This window comes from Kribbella sp. NPDC049174, assembly GCF_043197365.1.
In the GTDB taxonomy this organism is placed as follows: domain Bacteria; phylum Actinomycetota; class Actinomycetes; order Propionibacteriales; family Kribbellaceae; genus Kribbella.
The window spans coordinates 19496-41642 of the sequence record NZ_JBICSZ010000006.1 but is presented as its reverse complement, the minus strand read 5'-3'; the positions used below and the strand labels follow the sequence as shown (position 1 = coordinate 41642).

The 22147-nt window shown below is 68.6% G+C and carries 14 protein-coding genes and 1 pseudogene; 9 read left to right on the top strand and 6 right to left on the bottom strand.

Going from position 1 to position 22147, the window contains the following annotated elements:
* Positions 1 to 10 precede the first annotated feature (10 nt).
* The gene (locus tag ACGFIF_RS27705) at positions 11 to 1231 is read left to right on the top strand and encodes a HEAT repeat domain-containing protein (protein ID WP_393158417.1); all 1221 of its coding nucleotides are present in this window, start codon (positions 11 to 13) and stop codon (positions 1229 to 1231) included.
* 270 nt (positions 1232 to 1501) lie between these two features.
* Here ACGFIF_RS27705 and ACGFIF_RS27700 read toward each other — a convergent pair whose 3' ends face one another.
* The gene (locus ACGFIF_RS27700; protein WP_393158416.1) at positions 1502 to 2431 is read right to left on the bottom strand and encodes a hypothetical protein; all 930 of its coding nucleotides are present in this window, start codon (positions 2429 to 2431) and stop codon (positions 1502 to 1504) included.
* A 75-nt stretch (positions 2432 to 2506) separates the two neighbouring features.
* Positions 2507 to 5932, bottom strand: a complete 3426-nt coding sequence (locus ACGFIF_RS27695; RefSeq protein ID WP_393158415.1) for an error-prone DNA polymerase — start codon at positions 5930 to 5932, stop codon at positions 2507 to 2509.
* Between the two features lie 64 nt (positions 5933 to 5996).
* Here ACGFIF_RS27695 and ACGFIF_RS27690 point away from each other — a divergent pair, with 64 nt between their 5' ends.
* A complete protein-coding gene (locus ACGFIF_RS27690; protein WP_132209225.1) occupies positions 5997 to 6332 on the top strand; it encodes a hypothetical protein in 336 nt (111 codons plus the stop codon).
* Between the two features lie 84 nt (positions 6333 to 6416).
* On the opposite strand, the gene ACGFIF_RS27685 is transcribed toward ACGFIF_RS27690, so the two are convergent.
* Positions 6417 to 7856, bottom strand: a complete 1440-nt coding sequence (locus ACGFIF_RS27685; RefSeq protein WP_393158413.1) for a biotin carboxylase — start codon at positions 7854 to 7856, stop codon at positions 6417 to 6419.
* 51 nt (positions 7857 to 7907) lie between these two features.
* Complete coding sequence (locus ACGFIF_RS27680; RefSeq protein ID WP_393158412.1) at positions 7908 to 9002, bottom strand: serine hydrolase domain-containing protein; 1095 nt, start codon at positions 9000 to 9002, stop codon at positions 7908 to 7910.
* 32 nt (positions 9003 to 9034) lie between these two features.
* Between ACGFIF_RS27680 and ACGFIF_RS27675 the strand changes: the two genes are divergently transcribed.
* The 6 genes from ACGFIF_RS27675 to lysA all read left to right on the top strand — a co-directional run bounded on the left by ACGFIF_RS27675 (position 9035) and on the right by lysA (position 16412).
* Positions 9035 to 10240: a serine hydrolase domain-containing protein gene (locus ACGFIF_RS27675; RefSeq protein WP_393158411.1), complete on the top strand. Its 1206-nt coding sequence runs from the start codon at positions 9035 to 9037 to the stop codon at positions 10238 to 10240.
* 30 nt (positions 10241 to 10270) lie between these two features.
* Positions 10271 to 11311 carry an agmatinase gene (speB, locus tag ACGFIF_RS27670; protein WP_393158410.1) on the top strand — a complete coding sequence of 347 codons (1041 nt, stop codon included), beginning with the start codon at positions 10271 to 10273 and terminating at the stop codon, positions 11309 to 11311.
* 95 nt (positions 11312 to 11406) lie between these two features.
* The gene (locus ACGFIF_RS27665) at positions 11407 to 12858 is read left to right on the top strand and encodes an amino acid permease (RefSeq protein ID WP_393158408.1); all 1452 of its coding nucleotides are present in this window, start codon (positions 11407 to 11409) and stop codon (positions 12856 to 12858) included.
* Positions 12858 to 13778 carry a universal stress protein gene (locus tag ACGFIF_RS27660; protein ID WP_393158406.1) on the top strand — a complete coding sequence of 307 codons (921 nt, stop codon included), beginning with the start codon at positions 12858 to 12860 and terminating at the stop codon, positions 13776 to 13778. The genes ACGFIF_RS27665 and ACGFIF_RS27660 overlap by 1 nt, the downstream gene beginning before the upstream one ends.
* Before the next feature lie 22 nt (positions 13779 to 13800).
* Positions 13801 to 15156: a pyridoxal phosphate-dependent decarboxylase family protein gene (locus ACGFIF_RS27655; RefSeq protein ID WP_393158405.1), complete on the top strand. Its 1356-nt coding sequence runs from the start codon at positions 13801 to 13803 to the stop codon at positions 15154 to 15156.
* The gene (gene lysA / locus ACGFIF_RS27650; protein WP_393158403.1) at positions 15153 to 16412 is read left to right on the top strand and encodes a diaminopimelate decarboxylase; all 1260 of its coding nucleotides are present in this window, start codon (positions 15153 to 15155) and stop codon (positions 16410 to 16412) included. The genes ACGFIF_RS27655 and lysA overlap by 4 nt, the downstream gene beginning before the upstream one ends.
* On the opposite strand, the gene ACGFIF_RS27645 is transcribed toward lysA, so the two are convergent.
* Positions 16413 to 17858: a gamma-aminobutyraldehyde dehydrogenase gene (locus ACGFIF_RS27645; RefSeq protein ID WP_393158402.1), complete on the bottom strand. Its 1446-nt coding sequence runs from the start codon at positions 17856 to 17858 to the stop codon at positions 16413 to 16415.
* Between the two features lie 71 nt (positions 17859 to 17929).
* Between ACGFIF_RS27645 and ACGFIF_RS27640 the strand changes: the two are divergent.
* Positions 17930 to 19846, top strand: a pseudogene (locus ACGFIF_RS27640) (primary-amine oxidase); the annotation flags it as partial.
* 9 nt (positions 19847 to 19855) lie between these two features.
* Here ACGFIF_RS27640 and ACGFIF_RS27635 read toward each other — a convergent pair.
* Positions 19856 to 22126: a transglycosylase domain-containing protein gene (locus ACGFIF_RS27635; protein ID WP_393158400.1), complete on the bottom strand. Its 2271-nt coding sequence runs from the start codon at positions 22124 to 22126 to the stop codon at positions 19856 to 19858.
* Positions 22127 to 22147 lie beyond the last annotated feature (21 nt).

The window sequence follows — 22147 nt, the reverse complement described above, 5'->3', positions numbered from 1 at the left end:
GTCTCTCCGGGTGGACGACCGCATCCTCCGCATCCGCGCGAAACTCGCACAGGCAGCCGCATCCCCTGCGCTCCTGGAGTCTTTCGGCGCCAAGGCACATTCGTACCGGCTGAACCCGCCGCTGTCCGAAGCTGACGTCGCGGCATTCGAGGCCGAGCACGTGGTCCGGCTGCCTGAGGAGTACCGCCTGTTCCTGCTCGAGGCCGGAGACGGCGGCGCAGGCCCGAGCTACGGCCTGGTGCCGTTGCGGTCGGCGGTGGATTCGTACGAGGACCCGGACGGCTTCCTCGCGGCCCCGAGCTATTTCGCGACCGGTGCCGAGTACACCGATTCAGACTGGGACGACTTTCCCGAACCGCAAAAGGGCAGCCTTGCGATCGTTCACCACGGTTGCTCGGACTACACCCAACTCGTCGTCACCGGACCGGGCCGGGGCAGGCTCGTCAACGTCAACGCCGATTGGGTCGTGCAGCCGTACGTGGCCGAGGACGCGAACTTCCTGGCCTGGTACGAGCGGTGGCTCGACGAACTCCTCGCCGGATACTCCGTTGGTGGCTTCGGTCTGAAGTTGCCGGGTGACGAGGCCGCGCTCCTCGCCATCCTTGCCGACGATTCGGACCCTGACCGGCGCGGCCGAGCGGGCTGGTCGCTGAGCCTCCTGCCGGAGATCACCGCTGTCGCTGCGAACAGCCTCGCGGCCGCCGTCAGCGACCCTGATCCCGGAGTGCGAGAGACGATGCTCGGCGTCGCGTGGAGATCCAAGGTGCCTCAGGTCGAGAATGCCGCGCGGGCGGCGTTGACGGATGCAGTTGCACCGGTGCGCGCCGCGGCGATCCACGTGCTCCGCGTCCTTGCCACCGCCGACCTCGCCGAGCGCGCCCGTGCGTTGCTGACCGACGCGGATTCCGGGGTGCTGTGGGCGGCGGTGTGGGCGCTCGCGGACAGCGGCGACTGCCAGGTCACCGACCTCGAGCCACTGCTGGAACGACCCGCCGCCCGGGACCGCGTGTCGGCCCTCTACTACGCGATCAAGGCAAACGGCAACGCCACCGATCTGCTCCGCACCGCACTCCAGGACCCAGCTGCCGACGTACGCCGCCAGGCCGTGCAGTCGGCGGAGCACCGCGATCAGCGATCCGTGTTACCGGACCTGAAACACCTGCTGACCACCGAGACCGACCCCGTGGTCCGCAGCAACCTCGATCGTGTCCTCCGTACCTGGAGAGCCTGACCTCGCCTGACCCCGCGGCAGGAGAAGAGCTTCTAGGTGGCCGGCAGAGCGATCGGGATCTTGATGGCGACTGCCCGCGTGTACGGCGTACCTACTGCGGGGAGTGAGACCGGCCTGCCATGGCTGTGTTCCTCCAGTAGGTGCTTGATCTCGTCATAGGTGCCGACAGCGAGCAGATCCGCGTTGCAGCTGCGGCACGGACCGAGCGCCTGACAGTACTCCGGGGTCGTCAGACGGGTTCGGACGTGGTTGCAAGCGTCGCCGGGGAAGTCAGCTCGCACAATGAACCAGCGACCAGGAAGGTTCTCCGGCGGCCGCTGTCCCAGGGCCCCACAGCAGCTCGGTTGGGTAGGCGGTCAGTTCGTACTGGGAGTGGAACTCGATCAGGTCAGGATCATCGGCGACCGCACGGACGATCACGTAGTTCCAGTCGTGGTGAAGGTTCGCCCCGTTCCGCAGCGCATCGACCTCGGTCACAACCTGGATCGCCAGTCCGTCACCCCAGCCGAGCGCAAGGATGTCCCGCCGCTTCGGCGCTGGATAGTACTTCCCGCCGACCGTCCGCCGACCCCAGAGTTGGTTGATCAGCTCGGCCACCGCATGCAGTTCTCGGGCCGCCTCGACCGGACTGGTGAGGTGATCGCTGGGGTGGGCGGCGTAGTTGCGGAGTTGGGCATGGATCCATTCGTGATGCCGGTTGCGCTGACCACACAGCAATCCGAGCCGGCGAGCCCAGATCGTCAGGTCCTTGAGCATGCCACCGCGGAACTCCAGCACCGGTCCACCGTCACCAACGACGAGGAAGTGGAATCCGCGGTTCGCCTTCAGGAACTCGATCACCTTGCTGTAGCTGGTTGCGGTGACCGTCTTGTGGTTACCGTGTTTGTCCGCGAAGGTCACCGCCGGCTGGTACTGCGAGATGAACCGGTCCCGGAGTGCCTGCTCCGCGGTCAGGAGCGCCTGGTCGTAGACGAGGGTGTAGGCCTCGTAACACAACACCCCGTAGGCATAGACCGTCCGCAGCCGGTCGAACGACTGCCGGGTGCCGGCGGCGATGGTGTCCGCGAGCTCGATGCGCGCAACGACCGACTGCTGGTACTCGGCCGCGTCAGCGGCCGGCATATGCCCCAGACCCATGGGAGTGAAGGCCAGCGAGCGGTCGTCGGCCTGCTGGAGCAGGTCTAGCGTCTTGATCTCCACTGGCACAGCTTCACCACTCCGACAGGTTCTGTCACCAGGGTTTCGCACCGGCTTGGGCCCAGCCGACCAAAGGCGTCAGCGGAAGTCTCGGGAGGTGGTTTTGGCGGCGAGGGGGAGGCGTTGGAGGTGGTCGGCGGAGAGGTTGGTGACTTCGCCGGCGCGTTCGACGCGGCCGCGGATGATGAGGGCGCCGGAGGTGCGGGCGACGGTGGCGTGGCGGTGCCAGCAGCCGACGGTGATGACGATGTTGGCCATACCGGTCTCGTCCTCGAGGTTCATGAAGGTGACCCCGGAGGCGGTGGCCGGGCGCTGGCGATGGGTGACCACACCGGCGACGCGGACCCGGGCGCCGTCCGGGGCCTCGCGCAGTTGGGCGGCGGAAAGGATGCCTTCGGCCCGTAGTTGGTCGCGGATGCGCTGGATCGGGTGACTGGTGGTGGTGATCGAGGTCGACCACAGGTCGGCCATGTCGGACTCGATATCGGTCATCCCGGGCAGCGTGGGCGGCGGCCCGGCGGCAGTGATCCCGGCGAGCTGGCCGGGGCGTTCCTCGGCGGCCCGGCCGGCTTCCCACAACGCCTGCCGGCGATCGAGGCCGAAGCAGTCGAAGGCCCCGGCGGTGGCCAGCGCCTCCACCTGCGCGGCAGTGATCCCGGTCCGACGGACGAGGTCGGCCATCTCGGCGTACGGCCCACCGCGATCGCGTTCCTCGATGATCAGCTTCGCGCCCTTGTCGCCGATTGTCCGCACCTCCGACAACCCCAGCCGGACCGCGAACGCGCCGTCGCGGCGATGGCGAGTGGTGTCGAACGGCGCCTTCGGATCGAACGGACCGACCAACGGCTGCGGATCCACCAGACAGTCCGGCGAACCGGTCGGCCCGGTGAGCTCCTGCCCGTCGACCAGTTGCTCGAGCCCGGCGTCGACACCCGAGAGGTGCAGGTCCGGCCGTCGCACCTCCACGCCGTGGCGACGGGCGTCGGCGACCAGGGACTGGGGTGAGTAGAACCCCATCGGCTGGGCCCGCAACAGCGCGGCCAGGAACGCGGCCGGGTAGTGCAGCCGCAGCCACGTGCTGGAGTAGACCAGCAGGGCGAAGCTGATCGAGTGGGACTCGGCGAACCCGAAGTTCGCGAACGCCTCGATCTTGTCGTAGATCTCGTCGGCCAGGTCCCCGGTGATCCCGTTGCGGGCCATCCCGGCGTACAACTTCTCCTTCAGTGACGAGATCTTCTCGATGCCGCGCTTCGACCCCATCGCGCGCCGGAGCAGGTCGGCCTCGTCGCCGTCGATCTCGCCGACCGCCATCGCCATCTGCATCAACTGCTCCTGGAACAGCGGCACGCCCATGGTCCGCTCCAGCACCGGCCGCAGCTTCGGGTGCAGGTAGGTGACCGGCTCCTCCCCGGTCCGGCGCCGGATGTACGGATGGACCGCACCGCCCTGGATCGGGCCGGGCCGGATCAGCGCGATCTCGGTGACCAGGTCGTAGAACTTCCGCGGCTTCAGTCGCGGCAGCGTCGCCATCTGGGCCCGCGACTCCACCTGGAACACCCCGACCGAGTCCGCCCGGCACAACTGGTCGTAGACGCCGGCCTCCTCCTTCGGGATCGTGTGCAGCAGCCACGACTCCCCGATCCGCTCGCGGGCCATCTCCATGCAGTACTGCAGCGCGGCCAGCATCCCGAGCCCGAGCAGGTCGAACTTCACCAGCCCCATCCACGCGCAGTCGTCCTTGTCCCACTGCAGCACCGTGCGGTTCTCCATCCGGGCGTGCTCGATCGGCACCACCTCCCCCACCGGCCGCTCGGTCAGCACCATCCCGCCGGAGTGGATCCCCAGGTGCCGCGGGAACTTCAGCAACCCGGTCGCCATCTCCACCACCCGCGGCGGGATGTCGTGCTCGGTCGAGGTGATCTCCGGACTCCACCCGTCCACCTGTTTCGACCACGCGTCCTGCTGACCGACCGAGTACCCGAACGCCTTGGCCATGTCCCGGACGGCGGACTTCGGCCGGTAGCTGATCACGTTCGCGACCTGGGCGGCGTTCCGGCGGCCGTACTTGCCGTAGACGTACTGGATCACCTCCTCGCGGCGGTCGGAGTCGAAGTCGACGTCGATATCCGGCTCCTCGGTCCGGGTCGAGGCGAGGAACCGCTCGAACGGCAGGTTGTAGAGGATGCTGTCGACCGCGGTGATCCCGAGCGCGTAGCAGACCGCCGAGTTCGCCGCGGAACCCCGGCCCTGGCAGAGGATCCCGTGGTCGTGCGCGAACTTGACGATGTCCTGGACGATCAGGAAGTACCCCGGGAAGCCCTTCTCGTCGATGACGTCCAGCTCACGCTGCAGCCGCTCGTACGCGTCCGGGCGCTCCGCCCTGGTGCCGTACCGCAGGGCTGCGCCCTGCCAGGTCAGGTGGCGCAGCCACGACATCGGCGTCTCCCCGGCCGGCACGTCCCGCAACGGCAGCTTGGGTTTCGCCCGGCGCAGATCGAAGGCGATCTGGTCCGCGATCGTCACCGACCGCTGCACCGCCCCCGGGAACCGCTGGAACCGGGTGGTCATCTCGGCCCCCGACCGCAAGAACGCCATCCCGGCCGGCGGCAGCCAGCCGTCCATCGAGTCAAGGTCCCGCCGGGCCCGGACCGCGGCCACCGCGGCGGCCAGCTTGTGCTGCGCGGGGGTGGCGTAGTGAACGTTGTTGGTGGCAACTATCGGGAGTCCGTGGTCGGCGGCCAGGCCGGCGAGCACCCTGTTTCGGGGCGAGTCGGCCGGTAGGTGGTGGTCGATCAGCTCGACCACCACCCGGTCCTTGCCGAACAGACTCACCAGCCGGTCCAGCTCCCGCCCGGCGGCAGCCGGACCATCGGCGTACCCACCGAGCTCCAGGGCCTGCCGGACCAGCCCCTTCCGGCACCCGGTCAGGATCAGCCAGCTGTCCCGGCCCCGCTCGGCGAGATCCTCCAGGTCGTAGACCGGGCGGCCCTTCTCACCACCGGCCAACTGCGCCTCGGTGATCGCACCGGCCAACCGGTGATACCCCTCCTGTCCCTCCGCCAGCACCAGCAGGTGACTGCCCTCGGGATCGGCCACACCGTTCTGCGGGCCGGTCAGGCCGAGGGAGAGCTCCGCCCCGAACACTGTGGGCAGCTCGTACGCCGTGGCGGCCTCGGCGAACCGGGCCGCGCCGTAGAACCCGTCGTGATCGGTCAGCGCCAGCGCGTGCAGACCCTGCCGGACCGCGGCCTCGACCAGGTCCTCCGGCTGCGACGCACCGTCGAGGAAGGAGAAGTTCGAGTGGACGTGCAGCTCCGCGTAGGGCACCGCGTGCTCCGGCCGGCGGGCGGGAAGCGGCACATACGGACCGCGATGTTGCGACCACGCCGGGCTGTCGCCGCCGTCGGCCGTCACCGGGCGATCGCCGTGGCTGCCCGGGCGCGAGCGGTCCGACAGCTTGCGCTCCAGCTCCGACCACTTGATCGGCGGATTGTTGTAGCCCATCGCACACACCTCCCGATGACCACAAGACTAGAACATGTGTTCGAAGTAGCGCTAATCTGAGGACATGCTTGGGCGGTTCACGGTGCGACCTGCCGACGACGGATCGAACAGATTCGGCGTCTGGGACGGCGCGGTCAACGGGTGGCGGGCAACAGACATCGACGACGAGACGGAGGCGCACCGGATAGCCAGCGATCTCGACGTCCAGTACGACGCGCACGGGCCGCGACCGGCCGACGCGATCCGGAAGGTGGATCCGGCCCAGCCGGTCCAGCGGGCTCAGTGGCAGAACGGCGAGCTCGACGTCTGGATCCGCGACAACGGCGAATGGCTAGGCCGCGTCCGGGACAAGGACGGCCGCGTCACCTGGATCCCCGGCACCGACCTCCGCCCGCTCTAGCCCCGACGCCCGCCTAGCCCCGACGCCCGCCTGGCCCCGACCGCGTGCTCTGGCCTCGACCGCGCACTCTAGCCCGGCCGGCCGCTACTTCACGTAGGCGATCGGCATCAGGGAGGGTGGTTCGGGCAGCGGCTCGGAGACGTAGTGGGCGCGGATGCCGTCGATGTAGCGGCGGCTGCGTCTGGTCAGGCCGTCCGCGGTCTGCATCCGGCCCTTGGTGACCAGGATGCCGAGGTCGGCGCCCTTGAAGCGGAAGTCGCCCGGGGCGTAGACGCGGAGGAAGAACGCCTCGTCCTCGTGGGTGACGTCGTGCCAGTCGTTGCTGACCCCGGCGAACGCCAGCCCGCCGTCCTCGTCGAGCTGCCAGGTCCCGGTCCGGGGTGCCGCGAGGATGCGCTCGACCCGGTCGGTCGGCTCCTTCATGATCAGCTGCGCCCACACGTCCACAGCGGCCAGTTCACGCCAGCGCTCGTTGATCTCGGCGACGTCGACGACGTAATCGGCCTCCATGAACTCGAGCAGATGGAACAGGAACAGCGGTACGTCGGCATACGCGCCGGCGGTCACGTTCGTCATCGACGAGGCACCGGAGATCCGCGGATTCAGCTCGCCGAGATAGACCTCGTCGGTGGCCAGGTCCACCAGTACGTCGATCTCCAGGAACCCCTTGTACCCCTCGGCCGCGAGCCGGTCGCCGAGCCTGCGTACATGGTCGATCGCGGTACCGCGCTGCTCGGCCGTGAGCGCCTCCGGGAACAGGTCGTTCCCGCACCAGCCGCCCTTGTACGGCGTGAGTTCGGGATAGCCGGTCAGGTCGGTCATGAACGGCCCGACGATGGTCCCGTGCCGGGTGATACAGGCCTCGACCGCGGCGGCCTTGTTGTCGATCCGCTTCATCACCTTGAGCTGCTCACCGACGATGTCGTCGGCGTACTTCTCCCAGTCCTTCTTCGCCGCGATGAAGAAGGTGGTCTTGCCCGAGTCGCCGTACGGCGTCTGGACGACCAGGTCGCGACCGAGATCGCTGCTCGCGGCGAGTTCCTTGAGCTGTTTCCACGACGAGGCGGTGCCGAGCACGTTCGGGACCGACGGCGCACCGGCCTCGTTGCCGAGCTGGGTGGTGACGATCTTCGAGTCGAGCCGGCGGCGCAGCTCGTCGGACGGCATGATGAGGCGGTAGCCGAGCTCCTGGCAGATCTCCTCGGTCTCGGCGTCGAAGAACACCATCACGATCATCGGGGTACCGCCGCGTTTGCGCAGGTGGGCCTGGACCTCGGGGTCGCGGAGCAGGTAGTTGTTGATCTGCTCGCTCGACTCGAACTCGACGTACGGCTGGTTCTTCGGCGCGAACACCCGCGGGTGGGCACCGTCCCAGGAGTCGTAGTAGACGACGTACTGGAAGTTGCGCACCCAGCGGTCGATGCCGAGCAGGTTGAAGGCGGTCGGGCCGAAGAAGTAGATCGGCTGGGTGTTGGTGCGGAAGAACGTGCGGATCTCGGCGATACCGTCCAGCCTCTGACTCATCGCGCCTCTCCCCCTCGAATCCCTTCACAGTAAGGCCGCAGCGACATCCTGTCATCGCGTGAAGATGGTCGAGCCCCGCCGCGGCGCGTAGGTTGCGCCGATCGCGTCGAACGCGCGCAAGGTGTCCTGGAGGTATGCCGGGTGCTGCGCGTCCGGCCAGCTGGAGAACTTCACACACACGGTCCGGGTACGACGACAGACGTGCAGCATCTGGCCGTGGATCCCCAGGCAGAGCAGGACGTCGCCGGACGGACCGGGACGGAACCAGAACTGGCTGCGGTACCAGCCGCCGGGGAAGGCGGCTTCGGCCGGAGAAGTGAGGAAGGCGTTGCGTGCGTCCGCATCCACAGCCCAGGCCCGGCGCAACCACAGCGGCGGGATCACCTGGGTGCCATCGGGAACCGCTCCGCCGGCCAGCAGCAGGTTGCCGAACCGCAGCAGGTCCCGCGCCGTCATCACGAGACCGCCGTCGTGAACTGCGGTCCCGTGCGCATCGGTCAGGAACTCCGCATCCCGCTCGGCACCGAGCGGTGCCCACACCAACGACGACACCAGCTCGGCCATCGGCGCACCGGCCGCACGCTCACACACCCAGCCGAGTACGTCGCTCTCCGCCGACCGATACAGGAAGCGACTGCCGTGCGGCGCCTCGGCCTGCAAACCCTTGAGGAACTCGTACAGCCCATGCCGCTCCGCGAGCCAGCTGTCCAGCCGCCGTATCTCCGACTCCGGATCGGCGTAGTCCTCCCGAAACCGCACCCCACTGCGCATATCAAGCACGTGCTCGACCGTCGCCGCGGCATAGCCGCTGTCGGCGAGCTCCGGCACGTACTTCGTCACCGGTACGCCGAGGTCGAGCTGCCCTCGATCGACGAGAATCCCCGCGACGCAACCGACGATCGACTTGGTGATCGACAACAGCGCCTGCGGCTCAGCCGACCCTTCACACGCGACCACAGCACCGTCGTGTGCCACCGCATAGGCGTCGGTGTGGGTGTCGGCCAGTACGTCGGCCACGGTCGCGGGCGTGCCGTCGTACCTGGTCAGCGGGACGGACAGAATGTCGGCCGCGCGTTCCGGGAGCTGCCGGACCGGGCCGTCGCCGCGCGACACGCGCTGCGTCGGCAGGGTGCCCGGCAGAAGCATGCTGCGATCGTAGTCGCTGTAACTTGGACCGCATGGCAGACCGGATGACCGGCTTCCCACCGGCGGCGGAGAACCGCGTCGATCTGGCCGGCTGGCAGGACGGACCCAATGTGCGCTGGGCTTTCCGGCACATGCGTGAGCTCATCCCGACCCACGCCATTCCGGCCGACTCCAACCACGTCCGCCCGCTCCGGACCGCCATCGACCCGACCGTCGGCGCGACTCCAGTCACTCGGCTGGACGGGGCGATCACGAGGGCCGACGGCGTATTCGCGGACACCTGGACCGATGCCCTGCTCGTGCTGCACGACGGTGTGGTGGTCGAGGAGCAGTACCTGGCCGGTATGACGGACCGGACGCCGCATCTGCTGATGTCGGTGTCCAAGTCGATCGTCGGCTGTGTCGCCGGCATCCTCGCCGACCGTGGCCTGCTCGACCCCGAGGCGCCGGTGACGACATACGTCCCCGAGGTGGCCGGCTCGGGGTACGGCGATGCGACCGTGCGTCACTTGCTAGACATGCGAACCGGTGTGGCATTCAGCGAGATCTACCAAGAGGCTGATTCCGAGGTCAGGGTGATGGAACGGTCGATGGGCTGGCGGCCGCGCGCCGACGGCGACCCGATCGGCATGTACGACTACCTGACCACCCTTGGTACGGCGACCGCACACGGCAGAGCGTTCACGTACCGGTCCGCCGACACCGACATGCTCGGCTGGGTCTGCGAGCGTGCGGCCGGGACCCGGATGGCCGATCTGATCTCGACCCTGCTGTGGATTCCCCTCGGTGCGGAACAGGACGCGGACATCACCTGCGACCCGGTCGGTTCGGCGATCCACGACGGTGGCGTCTCCGCGATCGCCCGCGACCTGGCGCGCTTCGGGCAACTGTTGCTCGACGACGGCGCGATCGACGGTCGCCAGGTCGTGCCGGCCCGGTGGCTGGCCGAGTCCTCGCGACCGGGTGCCGACGTCCGCGCGGCGTTCGCGGGCACCGACAACGAAGCCGTCCTGCCCGGCGGCTGGTATCGCAACCAGTTCTGGTTCGTGCCCAACCAACGCGGCACAGCCCTTGTCTGCTTGGGGATTCACGGCCAGATGCTCTACGTCAACCACGTCACCGGGACCGTCGGCGTCAAGCTCTCGTCCTGGCCGGACCCGCAGAACACGTCGTACCTGATCGACACCTTGCGAGCGTTCGCCGCGATCGGCGCGCGGCTCAGCTCGCCGGACGCTTGACATGCGTTACCGGGCTGCCAGACTCCGAGAATGACCCGCTACGGCCAGCAGTTCGGCCCGGACTTCACCTTCCTCGGGGTCCCGGCCTGCGACCTGGACGATCCGGCGTCGTACGCCGACGCACAGGTGGTCATCCTGGGAGCGCCGTTCGACGGCGGGACGTCGCACCGCCCGGGGGCCCGGTTCGGCCCGATGGCGATCCGGATGCGCGACTACCTCGGGCATGACGGATCCCGGCCGAGCCTGGCGCTGCGGACCGACGGGCTGGTCGATCTGCACGTCGTCGACGCGGGTGACGTCGAGATGTACTCCGGCGACATCGAGACCGCCCTGCCCACGCTCGAGGCTGCGGTCGAGAAGGTGACCCGGTCCGGCGCCATCCCGGTCGTACTCGGCGGCGACCACTCGATCGCCTTCCCGGACGCAAAGGGAGTCGCCAACGTGCTCGGCCACGGCCGGGTGTCGATGCTGCACTTCGACGCCCACGCCGACACCGGTGACATCGAGTTCGGTTCGCTGTGGGGGCACGGCCAGCCGATGCGCCGGCTGATCGAGTCCGGCGCGCTGCGCGGCGATCGCTTCCTGCAGATCGGCCTGCGCGGGTACTGGCCGCCGCCGGACACGCTGGACTGGATGGCCGAGCAGCGGATGCGCTCGTTCGAGATGACCGAGATCGTTCACCGCGGTCTGGACGAGTGCCTCACCGACGCGTTCGCGATCGCCACCGACGAGTGCGACGGCGTCTTCCTGTCCGTCGACATCGACGTCTGCGACCCCGGTCACGCACCCGGCACCGGGACACCCGAGCCGGGCGGCCTGACCGCGCGCCAACTCCTGGACGCGGTACGGCGGATCGGCCTCGAACTGCCGGTGGTCGGGATGGACGTGGTCGAGGTGAGCCCGCCGTACGATCACTCGGACATCACCGCCGCACTGGCGAACCGCGTTGTGCTCGAGGCGTTGTCGGCCATCGCGCGCAAGCGTCGCGACGAACGCGACGGCACCCACTGGGATCCGGCCCGGCCGTTGCTGAGCGACCGTCCGTTGACTGGCGGCAACGACCCGGCCTGACGTGTTCCCAGCACTCTGTGCGAGTGCCACACTCCGAAGAAGGACGGCGGCGGGAGCGGGGGCTGGGTGGAGGACGTCGCCGGGGAGGGGAACCCATGGCGCCCACGGCGCAACAGTTGTTCCGCCGCAAGCCTGTCCCGGAGATGTCGCTGGAGACCGGCACCGACACCGGCAAGAGTGAGCTGGTCCGTTCGATCGGTCTGTTCCAGCTCTCGATGTTCGGGATCGGCGCCACCATCGGCACCGGGATCTTCTTCGTGCTGGCCCAGGCGGTGCCGGTCGCCGGACCGGCGGTGATCTGGTCGTTCGTCATCGCCGGTGTGGTCGCCGGACTGACCGCGATCTGTTACGCGGAGCTGGCCAGTGCGGTCCCGGTCGCGGGATCGTCGTACTCCTACGCCTATGCGACCCTCGGCGAGCTGCCGGCCATCGGCGTCGCCGCCTGCCTGCTGCTGGAGTACGGCGTGTCGGCCGCCGCGGTCGCTGTCGGCTGGTCGCAGTACCTGAACGAGTTGTTCGACAACCTCTTCGGGTTCACCATCCCCGACAGCCTGTCGCAGGCACCGGAACAGGGTGGGCTGTTCAACCTGCCCGCGATGATCCTGGTCCTGCTCTGCACCCTGCTGCTGATCCGCGGTGCGAGCGAGTCGGCCAAGACCAACGCGGTGATGGTGCTGATCAAGATCGGCGTCCTGGTGCTGTTCATCGTGCTCGGGTTGCAAGGGTGGAACTCCGACAACCTGTCCGACTTCACCCCGTTCGGGATCACCGGCATCACCTCGGCGGCCGGCATCATCTTCTTCTCCTACATCGGTCTGGATGCCGTCTCGACCGCGGGTGAGGAAGTGAAGAACCCACGGCGGACGCTGCCGATGGCCATCCTGATCGCGCTCGTCGTCGTCACCACGCTGTACATCCTGGTCAGTGTGGTCGCGGTGGCCGCCCAGCCGGCCGCGGAGTTCGAGGACCAGGAGGCCGGACTGTCGGCGATCCTGGAGAACGTCACCGGGGCGACCTGGCCCGGCACCGTGCTGGCAGCCGGTGCGGTCATCTCGATCTTCAGCGTCACGCTGATCGTGATCTACGGCCAGACCCGGATCCTGTTCGCGATGGCCCGCGACGGGATGATCCCCGAGCTGTTCCACAAGGTGAACCCGCGCACCCACACCCCGGTGCCGAACACCATCATCGTCGCGGTCGTCATCGGCCTGCTGGCCGGGCTGATCCCGATCAACTTCCTGGCCGAGATGACCAGTATCGGCACGCTGGTCGCGTTCCTCGTCGTGTCGATCGGCGTGATCGTGCTGCGCCGTACCCATCCCGAACTGCCGCGTGGCTTCAGGGTGCCGCTGTTCCCGCTGACGCCGATCCTGTCGATCGCCGGCTGTCTGTGGATCATCCAGGATCTGCGCGCGGTGACGATCTGGGTGTTCCTGATCTGGGTCGCGGTGGCGCTGATCTGGTACTTCGTGTACGGCTTCCGGCACTCGCATCTGGGCCGGCACGAACACGTCGGGCTGATCGACGACGAGGGCGGGCCGAACTGATGACGATGGTCGTCGGCTACGCCCCGGACGAGCGCGGGAAGGCGGCGCTCCAGCTCGCGGCGATGCTCACCCGGTCCGCACACGACGGTCTGATCGTCTGCACTGTCGTACCGGCGCCGTGGATGCCTGGCATGGCCCGGGTGGACGCCGAGTACCGCGAGTACCTCAACCAGGGAGCCGATCAGGCGCTCGAACGGGCCCGGTCGTTCCTGCCGGCCGACGTTCCGGCGACGTACATCAGGTACAGCGCCCGCTCGGCCCCGGCGGGTCTGCTCGAAGTCGCCGAGCAGCACAAGGCCAGGCTGATCGTGCTCGGGTCGTCGTCGGCCGGGATGTTCGGCCACATCGCCCTCGGCAGCGTGACGGACCGGCTGCTGCACAGCTCGCATGTCTCGATCGCCCTTGCCCCCCGGGGATTCCGGTGCCCGCCGGATGCCCGGGTGAAGCGGGTGACGGCGGCCTTCGGTGGGAGCGAGAGCGCGGAGGACCTGGTCTTGGCCGCGGCCACGGTGAGCGCCGACGTCGGCGCCTCGCTGCGGATCGCCACCTTCGCGGTGTGGTCCCGGCCGGCGTTCACCACCAGGCTGGGCACGGATCCCGAGGACCTGGTGATGCAGGAGTGGCGGGCCGAGCTGGACAAGACCGTCAACGCCACGCTGGCGCAGGTGAAGAAACTTCGCGAGGGGCCGCGCAGTGTCGAGACGGTGATCGGTGCCGGTGTGAGCTGGGACGAGGCGATCGACGACGTCGGCTGGGAGGCCGGCGACGTCCTGGTGGTCGGGTCGAGTGAGCTCGGGCCGGTCGCGCGGGTGTTCCTCGGCTCGCGGGCGACGAAGATCCTGCGGCACTCTCCCGTCCCGGTCGTGGTCGTGCCGCGGAGCCGGGCCGAGGAACTGGCCGACCGCGCGACCGAGGACTGACACCGACTGAGCCGAGGTTCCCATGCACGAGGTCGACCAGACGACTGAGCAGCTGGTGCGGAGCGTCCTGGCCTACGCCGAGAACCGGCTGCGGATGGATCCCGTGCCGCTGGACCGGAACATGCTCTCGGCCGGTGAGCTCTACGAACGCCTCGACGGGCTGATCCGGGACACCCCGCGGCAGCCGGACGAGGTGCTCGGGATCTACTCCTCCGTCATCGCGCCCAGCGTCATCTCCGCCGACAGCCCGCGCTTCCTCGGGTTCATCCCGGCCGCGCCGACCAAGGCGAGCCTGCTGTTCGACATGGTGGTGTCCTGCGCGTCGATCCAGGGCATCTCCTGGCTCGAGGCGTCCGGCGCGATCGCGGCCGAGAACACCGTCCTGCGGCTGATCGCCGACGAGGCCGGGCTGCCGGCGAGTGCGGGCGGCTGCTTCGTCTCCGGCGGTTCCGCGGGCAACCTGTCCGCTCTGGCCGTCGCCCGGGAGACCGCGAAGCAGCGCCTCGGCACCGGCCGCCGGCTCCGCGTCGTCGTCGGCACCGACGCCCACTCCTCCATCGTGAACACGCTGCGCTTGCTCGAAATGGACGCGTTCGTCGTCGAGACGCGGGACCACCGGCTCACCGGCGCGAGCATTCGGGCCGCGGTCGAGGCCGACCCCGATCCCTCCGACATCGCCGCACTCGTGTGTACGTCGGGCACCACCAACGCCGGCATCATCGACGACCTGGCCGGTGCCGGGGCGCTGGCCCGGGAGCGCGACTGGTGGTTCCACGTCGACGGCGCGTACGGCGGTTCCGGGATCTTCGCGCGGTCGCTGCGGCCCAGGTACGACGGGATCGAGCAGGCCGACTCGTTCATCCTCGACCCGCACAAGTGGCTGTTCACCCCGTTCGACTGTTGCGCACTGCTCTACCGCGATCCGGAGCTCGCCCGGTCGACGCACACCCAGGACGCGTCGTACCTCGATGTCATCCACGGGTCCGACGGCGAGTGGAACCCGACCGACTACGCCTACCACCTGACCCGGCGGGCCCGCGGCCTACCGCTGTGGTTCTCCCTCGCCGTCTACGGTGTCGACGCCTATCGGGAGGCGATCGAGGTCGCCGCGCGACTGGCCCGGGAGACGGCCGCGCTGATCGAGGCCGCGCCGCAGCTCGAGCTGATCCGCGAGCCGGAGCTCGGGGTGGTGCTGTTCCGCCGGCTGGGCTGGTCGGCCGAGGACTACGACAAGTGGGCGCAGCAGTTGCACGAGGACGAGGTCGCCTTCATTCCGCCCAGCAAATGGGACGACGAGACCGTCGGCCGGTTCGCGTTCCTCCATCCCGGTACCAGTCTCGACCTGGTCCGCGAGGTGCTGGCCCGGACCGAACCATGAGCGACCTGCTCTCGCTCTTCCCGGCCGGCAGCAGCCTCGACGACGACGGCATGCTGGTCGTCGGCGGCTGTCGCGCCGACGACCTCGCCGCCGACTTCGGTACGCCGGTCCTGGTCGTCGCCGAGGCAGCACTGCGGTCCCGGGCCCGTGAGTACCGCGACGAGCTCACCGCCCGCTGGCCGAAATCCCGCGTCGTCTTCGCCTCGAAGGCCTTCCCGTGTACGGCGGTCCAGCGGGTGATGGTCGAGGAAGGACTCGGCCTGGATGTCGCCGGCGGTGGCGAGATCCTGACCGCGGTGAAGGCCGGGATCGACCCGGCCCTGATCGTCCTGCACGGCAACGCGAAGACCGACGAGGAGATCGCGCTGGCGGTCGAGCACGGTGTCGGAATAGTTGCCGTGGACAACTCCGACGACGTGGACCGGCTGGAGGCGACCGTGCCCTCCGGCCGGACCCAGGACGTACTCGTGCGCATCATCCCCGGCGTCACCGCGGACACGCACAGCCACGTGCTGACCGGTCACGAAGGCTCCAAGTTCGGTCTCGCACCACCCGACGCGGCCCGGTTGATCCAGCGCATCGAGCACAGTCCGCGGCTGCGGATGCGCGGCCTGCATGTCCATGTCGGCTCGCAGATCCTCGATGTCGAGCCGTTCGCCGCGTCGGTGGCACCGGTCTCCCGGCTCGGCGAGTTCGAGGTGTACGACCTGGGCGGCGGCCTCGGTGCCCGCTACACCTGGGCCGACGAACCACCGACGGTGGCCGCCTACCTCGACACCCTGATCGGCGCGGCGAGGCAGCATCTCCCGGCCCAGGCGCAGCTGATCATCGAGCCGGGCCGAAGCATGGTCGCGACGGCGGCGACGACGATCTACCGGGTCACCACGGTCAAGCGCGGGGCGGTCACCTTCGTCGCGGTGGACGGCGGGATGGGCGACAACCTGGAGGTCGCGTTGTTCCAGCAACGATTCGAGGCGGGCATCGTCGGCCGGTTCGAAGGACCCGGTCTGGAGAACGTCACCGTCGTCGGCCGGCATTGCGAAAGTGGCGACGTACTGGTGGACGGTGTGCCGCTGGCCGATCCGCACGTCGGCGACCTGCTCGCCGTACCGGCCACGGGCGCGTACTGCTACACGATGGCGAACAACTACAACGGCAACCGGCGGATCCCGGTCGTCTTCGCCACCGACGGCCGGGCGCGTTTCGTGGTCCGCCGGGAGACCTGGAACGACCTGGTCGCGCGGGACGTGGACTGATCAGCCTTCGAAGCCGTGATGGAGCATCACATGCTTGATCCGCGTGTAGTCCTCGAGCCCGTACAGCGACAGGTCCTTGCCGTAGCCGGAGTGCTTGAACCCGCCGTGCGGCATCTCCGCGATCAACGGGATGTGGGTGTTCACCCAGACACAGCCGAAGTCGAGCCGAGCGGACATCCTGGCCGCGGTGTTCACGTTCGTGGTCCACACCGACGACGCCAGGCCGTACTCGCTGTCGTTCGCCAGCCGCAGCGCCTCGTCCTCGTCCGCGAACTTCTGCACGGTCAGCACCGGGCCGAAGATCTCGGTCCGGATCAGTTCGTCGTCCTGGCGCAGGTCGGCGATGATCGTCGGCTCGTAGAAGTAGCCGCGGTCGCCGACCTTGTTCCCGCCGGTCGTCACCCGGGCGTGCCCGGGCACACGCTCGACCAGACCGGAGACGTGACCGAGCTGGTTGGCGTTGTTGATCGGCCCGTACAGGATGTCCTCGTCGGCGGGGTCGTAACCAGTCCTGGTCTGCCGGGCCGCTTCGGTGAGCGCGGCAACGAACTCGTCGTAGATGCCTTGCTGCACGATCACCCGGGTGGCCGCCGTACAGTCCTGGCCGCCGTTGAAGAGACCCGCCACCGAGATGCCCTCGATCGCCGCCGGGATGTCGGCGTCGTCGAACACCACGACCGGCGCCTTGCCGCCGAGCTCGAGATGGACCCGTTTGACGTCGGCCGCGGCGGCCATCGCGACGGCCATCCCGGCCCGGGTGGATCCGGTGATCGAGACCAGCTGCGGCACCTTGTGCCTGGTCAGCGCGGCACCGGTGTCGCGGTCGCCACAGATCAGGTTGCACACCCCAGGCGGGAAGATCTCCTGCATCTTCTCGACCATCCAGTACGACGAAGCCGGCGTCGTGTCGGACGGTTTCAGGACCACGGTGTTCCCGGCGGCCAGCGCCGGCGCGAACTTCCAGACCGCCATCATCATCGGGTAGTTCCAGGGCGCCACCTGGGCGACCGGACCGACCGGTTCGCGCCGGGTCGACGAGGTGAACCCGCGCATGTACTCGCCGGACGACTTCCCCTCCAGCACCCGCGCGGCGCCGGCGAAGAAGCGGATCTGGTCGACCATCGGCGGGATCTCCTCCGACCGGGTCAGGGCGACAGGCTTCCCGGTGTTCTCGCTCTCGATCGCGATCAGTTCCTCGGCGCCGTCCTCGATCACGTCGGCCAGCTTGAGCAGGGCCCGCTGCCGCTCCGACGGGGTCGACCAGCGCCACTTCTCGAACGCGGTCGCGGCGGCCCGGAAGGCCAGGTCGACGTCGTGCTCGTCGGAGTTCGGCGCGGACGCGTACGCCTCGCCGGTGGACGGGTTGACGATGTCCATCATCGCCCCGGACGCGGCGGCCTGGACCGTGCCGTCGATGACGTTGTGGAAGACTTTCTTCTCCGGCATGGTGCCCCCTCCGCGGCCGACGATCCGTCCCCCGTTCCCTCAATCTAGGCCCACCCACTGAGGAGGAGAAGCCCATGGCGACGCATCCGCTCGAGCCCCTGGATGCCGACGAGATCCGGCAGACGGTGGCGATCCTGCGCCGGGACGAGCAGCTGGGCGGCTCCTGGCGGTTCGCGGCGATCGAGCTGCGCGAACCGGCGAAGGCCGACGTCGGAGCGTGGCGTCGCGGTGACGCGGTTCCGCGGACGTCGTACGCCGTGCTGTGGAACCGGGCCGACAACCAGACCTGGGAGGGTGTCGTCGACCTGACCGGTGACCGGGTCCTGTCCTGGACGCATGTCCCCGATGTCACGCCCAACTTCACCGTCGACGAGTACCACGAGGTCGACGAGGCGATGCGTGCCCATCCGGAGGTGATCGCCGCGCTGGCCGATCGCGGCATCACGGACCTGTCGCTGGTGCTGATCGAGGTGTGGACGTACGGCAAGGCGCTGATGCCGGAGAAGTACCGCGATCGCCGGCTCGGCTGGTGCGACATCTGGTACCGCGAGACCCCCGACGGCAACCCGTACGCGCACCCGGTCTCGGGGCTCAAGGTGGTCGTGGACATGAACACGCTGGAGCTCCTCGAGCTCGAGAACGACCACAACCACGGCCAGCCGGACGTCAACGGCGAGTACGCGCCCGGCCCCTGGACCGGCGCGCAACGCACCGATCTCAAGCCGCTGCACATCACCCAGCCCGAAGGTACGTCGTTCACCGTCGACGGCACCGAGCTGACCTGGCAGAACTGGACCATGCGGCTCGGCTTCAACTATCGCGAGGGCCCGGTCATCTATCAGGTCAGGTACGACGACCACGGCACGGTCCGGGACATCGCCTACCGGATGTCGTTCACGGAGATGGTGGTGCCGTACCGCGACGCGTCGTTCGACCACTACCGGCGGACGGCGTTCGACATCGGCGAGTGGGGTCTGGGGTTCATGACCACGTCACTCGAGCTCGGCTGCGACTGTCTCGGCGAGATCGTGTATCTGGACGCCGTACTGCACGACTCGCACGGTGAGCCGTACCCGATCAAGAACGCGATCTGCCTGCACGAGGAGGACAACGCCGTTCTCTGGAAGCACGTCGACCACACCACCGGTGCCGAGGTCCGGCGGATGCGCCGGATGGTCGTGTCCTGCCACGCGACGGTGGCGAACTACGAGTACCTGATCTACTGGCGCTTCTACCAGGACGGCAACATCGAGTGCGAGGTGCGCGCGACCGGGCTGATGGTGACGACGCCGTTCGCGGCCGACGGCGCTCCGCCACCGACGGGCACCGTTGTCGACAATCAGACGTACGCGCCGTTCCACCAGCATTTCCTGGTCGCCCGGCTCGACCTCGACGTGGACGGTGCCGGCAACACCGTGCAGGAGGTCGACTCCCGAGCCCTACCGGTCTCGGCCGACAACCCGTACGGCCTGGCGGTGGTCACCGAGGCGACCCCGGTGCGCTCCGAGTCCGAGTCGGCCCGTGACTTCAACTGGGCGACCCAACGATCGTGGAAGGTGGTGAACCCGAATCGCACGAACGCCCACGGCACCAACCCGGCGTACAAGCTGGTCCCGAGCGCGTCGATCCCACCCCTGATGGACCCCGGCACGCCGCAGTACCTGCGCGCCCCGGTGATCGGGCACACCGTCTGGGTGACCCGGCAGCACGAGGACGAACGCTGGCCGTGCGGCGCCTACCCGACCCAGTCGACGATCGACGACGGGATGACCCGCTGGATCGCCGACGACGAGCCACTCGAGAACGCCGATGTCGTGCTCTGGTACGTCTTCGGCATCCACCACATCACCCGGGTCGAGGACTGGCCGGTGATGCCGGCCGACACGATCGCCTTCTGGCTCAAGCCGTTCGGCTTCTTCGACCAGAATCCGTCGATCGATGTGCCGTCCACGACCACGGCGGACGGCGAGCACTGCCACACCGGCTGAGCACCGCGTTCAGCTCTGGCCGTTGGAGAGATAGATCGTGACCAGGGAGCCCTCCGGGGCACCCTCGCGACTTCGGGGATCGGTGTAGGCGACGGTGCCCTCGTTCTCCGGTGAGTCGACCCGGTCGTCGGAGATGACGACGTCGTAGCCGGCCTGGCGCAGGACGTCCTCGGCCTCATCGGGGTTCATACCGTTGACCGGCGGCAGGTTCGTGCGGTCGCCGGTGGACACGGTAGCGGTCGGAGCGGTGAAGCGGCGCAGCGACATCCCGTCCAGGGCGCCCTCCATCGCGGTCTGCCAAAGCGGGCCGGCGGTGCCGGAGCCGGTCGGGTCGGAGATGTCGCGGCCGTCCAGGGTGTGGCGGTACATCAGGTTCGTGTACGGCAGGTTCGCGTCGGCCACCACGGCGGCCGCGGCCAGGTTCGGCGCGTAACCGGCGTACCAGACCGCCTTGTTCTCCTGGATCGTTCCGGTCTTGCCGGCCAGGTCCCAGTTGCCGAAGTTCAGCCGGCCGCCGGTGCCGCCCGGCTCCATCACGGCGCTGAGCACCCGGTTCACCCCGTCGGCCACCTCGGGTTTGAGCACCTGCTTGCAGTCGATGCCCGGTGTGTCGATCGGCCGGCGGCCCTTGTCCTGGACGGCGGTGACGAGCAGCGGCCGGCAGTACTTGCCGCGGGCCGCGAAGGTCGCGTACGCGTTGGAGAGCATCAGCGGCGTCACGTAGCCGACGCCCAGCGTGTAGGAGATCACCTGGTCCAGCGGCTCCAGGGTCTGCCCGTTGTACATCCCCAGGGACTGGGCGATCTTGGCGATCGGGCACAGGCCGACGCGCTGCGACAGTTGCAGGAAGTACGTGTTCGTCGAGTACCTGGCCGCCTCGACCAGTGTGATGTTGCCGCCCCTGGTCGAGTTCTGCGGCGTGTAGTCCGGGTCCCTGGTCCAGCCCGAGCAGGTCCGGAACCGCTTCCCGCTGAGATTGATCTGCTGCGGCGAGTTGATCCGGTAGTCCAGCGGGATGCCCTTGGAGATCGCGGCGGCGATGGTGAACGCCTTCATCGTCGAGCCGTTCTGGAACCCGCCGAAGCCGCCGGGATAGGACTTCTCCACGTTGTAGTTGTAGGCGGTCTGGTAGGAACCCTTGCCGTACGGCTTGCTCTGCACCATCGCCTTCACCAGGCCGGTCCCGGGTTCGACGATCGTGATCGCCGCGATCGCACTGTCGGTCCGCTTGCTGTGCTCGTTGATCGACGCCTGGGCGGCCTTCTGCATCCGCCGGTCGAGCGACGTCACCACGGTCAGGCCGCCGGTCTTGAGGTAGTGGTCGCGGTCCTTCTGGGTTCGGCCGAGGGCCGGGTTCTGCAGCAGCTTCGAGACGACGTACTCGCAGTAGAAGGGGTAGCGGGAGCTGGCGCAGCCGTTCGGGACCTTCAGGACCTTGTCCGGGTCGATCACCGGGGCCTTGAGTGCGGTGTTCGCCTGGTGCAGCGAGATGACCTTCAGTTCGAGCATCCGGCGCAGCACCACGTCGCGGCGGGCCTTGGCCCGGGCCATGTTGTTGGTCGGGTCGTAGCCGGTCGGGTTCTTCACCAGTCCGGCCAGCAGGGCGGCCTGCGGGAGGGTGAGGTTCTTGGCGCTGGTCCGGAAGTAGTGCTGCGCGGCGGCCTGAACGCCGTACGTGCCGTCGCCGAAGTTCACCACGTTCAGGTACCGCTCCAGGATCTGGTCCTTGGAGTACTGGGTCTCGACCGCGATCGCGTACCGCAGCTCTGTCAGTTTGCGCTCGTAGGTGACCGCGGTGGCCTTGTGCCGTTCCTCGGCGGTCTTGGCCTTCTCGACCAGGCTGAGCTTCACGTACTGCTGGGTGATGGTCGACCCGCCCTGCTGCACCTCGCCCTCGGTCTGGTTGCGCAGCATCGCCCGCAGCGTGCCCTTCAGGTCGAGGGCGCCGTGCTCGTAGAAGCGCGAGTCCTCGATCGCGACGATCGCCTTGCGCATGATCGGGCTGATGTAGCTCAGCGACACCGGGACGCGGTTCTGCTCGTACAACGTGGCGATCAGAGTGCCGTCCGCGGCGAGGATCCTGCTGCGGACGGCGACCGGGTCGATCTCCAGCTCCCGCGGCAGCGTCTGGACCGTCTCGACGACCTTCTCGCTGCCGACACCGGCCAGGCCGGCGAACGGGATCGCCAGGCCGGCGGCCAGCGCGCCCGACATCACGCTCACGATGAGAAATGTCACCAGTGCGCGAAGTTTGTTGCCACCGCCCCTGTCGGTGCGCATGCCTCCAGGTTAAGCCCGCAG

What these genes read in the sequence shown, in the direction of transcription:
- ACGFIF_RS27695 (WP_393158415.1), bottom strand. Translation starts at nt 5,932, where the DNA reads ATGGGCTACAACAATCCGCCGATCAAGTGGTCGGAGCTGGAGCGCAAG.
- ACGFIF_RS27690 (WP_132209225.1), top strand. Translation starts at nt 5,997, where the DNA reads ATGCTTGGGCGGTTCACGGTGCGACCTGCCGACGACGGATCGAACAGA.
- ACGFIF_RS27685 (WP_393158413.1), bottom strand. Translation starts at nt 7,856, where the DNA reads ATGAGTCAGAGGCTGGACGGTATCGCCGAGATCCGCACGTTCTTCCGC.
- ACGFIF_RS27680 (WP_393158412.1), bottom strand. Translation starts at nt 9,002, where the DNA reads ATGCTTCTGCCGGGCACCCTGCCGACGCAGCGCGTGTCGCGCGGCGAC.
- ACGFIF_RS27675 (WP_393158411.1), top strand. Translation starts at nt 9,035, where the DNA reads ATGGCAGACCGGATGACCGGCTTCCCACCGGCGGCGGAGAACCGCGTC.
- speB (WP_393158410.1), top strand. Translation starts at nt 10,271, where the DNA reads ATGACCCGCTACGGCCAGCAGTTCGGCCCGGACTTCACCTTCCTCGGG.
- ACGFIF_RS27665 (WP_393158408.1), top strand. Translation starts at nt 11,407, where the DNA reads ATGGCGCCCACGGCGCAACAGTTGTTCCGCCGCAAGCCTGTCCCGGAG.
- ACGFIF_RS27660 (WP_393158406.1), top strand. Translation starts at nt 12,858, where the DNA reads ATGACGATGGTCGTCGGCTACGCCCCGGACGAGCGCGGGAAGGCGGCG.
- ACGFIF_RS27655 (WP_393158405.1), top strand. Translation starts at nt 13,801, where the DNA reads ATGCACGAGGTCGACCAGACGACTGAGCAGCTGGTGCGGAGCGTCCTG.
- lysA (WP_393158403.1), top strand. Translation starts at nt 15,153, where the DNA reads ATGAGCGACCTGCTCTCGCTCTTCCCGGCCGGCAGCAGCCTCGACGAC.
- ACGFIF_RS27645 (WP_393158402.1), bottom strand. Translation starts at nt 17,858, where the DNA reads ATGCCGGAGAAGAAAGTCTTCCACAACGTCATCGACGGCACGGTCCAG.
- ACGFIF_RS27635 (WP_393158400.1), bottom strand. Translation starts at nt 22,126, where the DNA reads ATGCGCACCGACAGGGGCGGTGGCAACAAACTTCGCGCACTGGTGACA.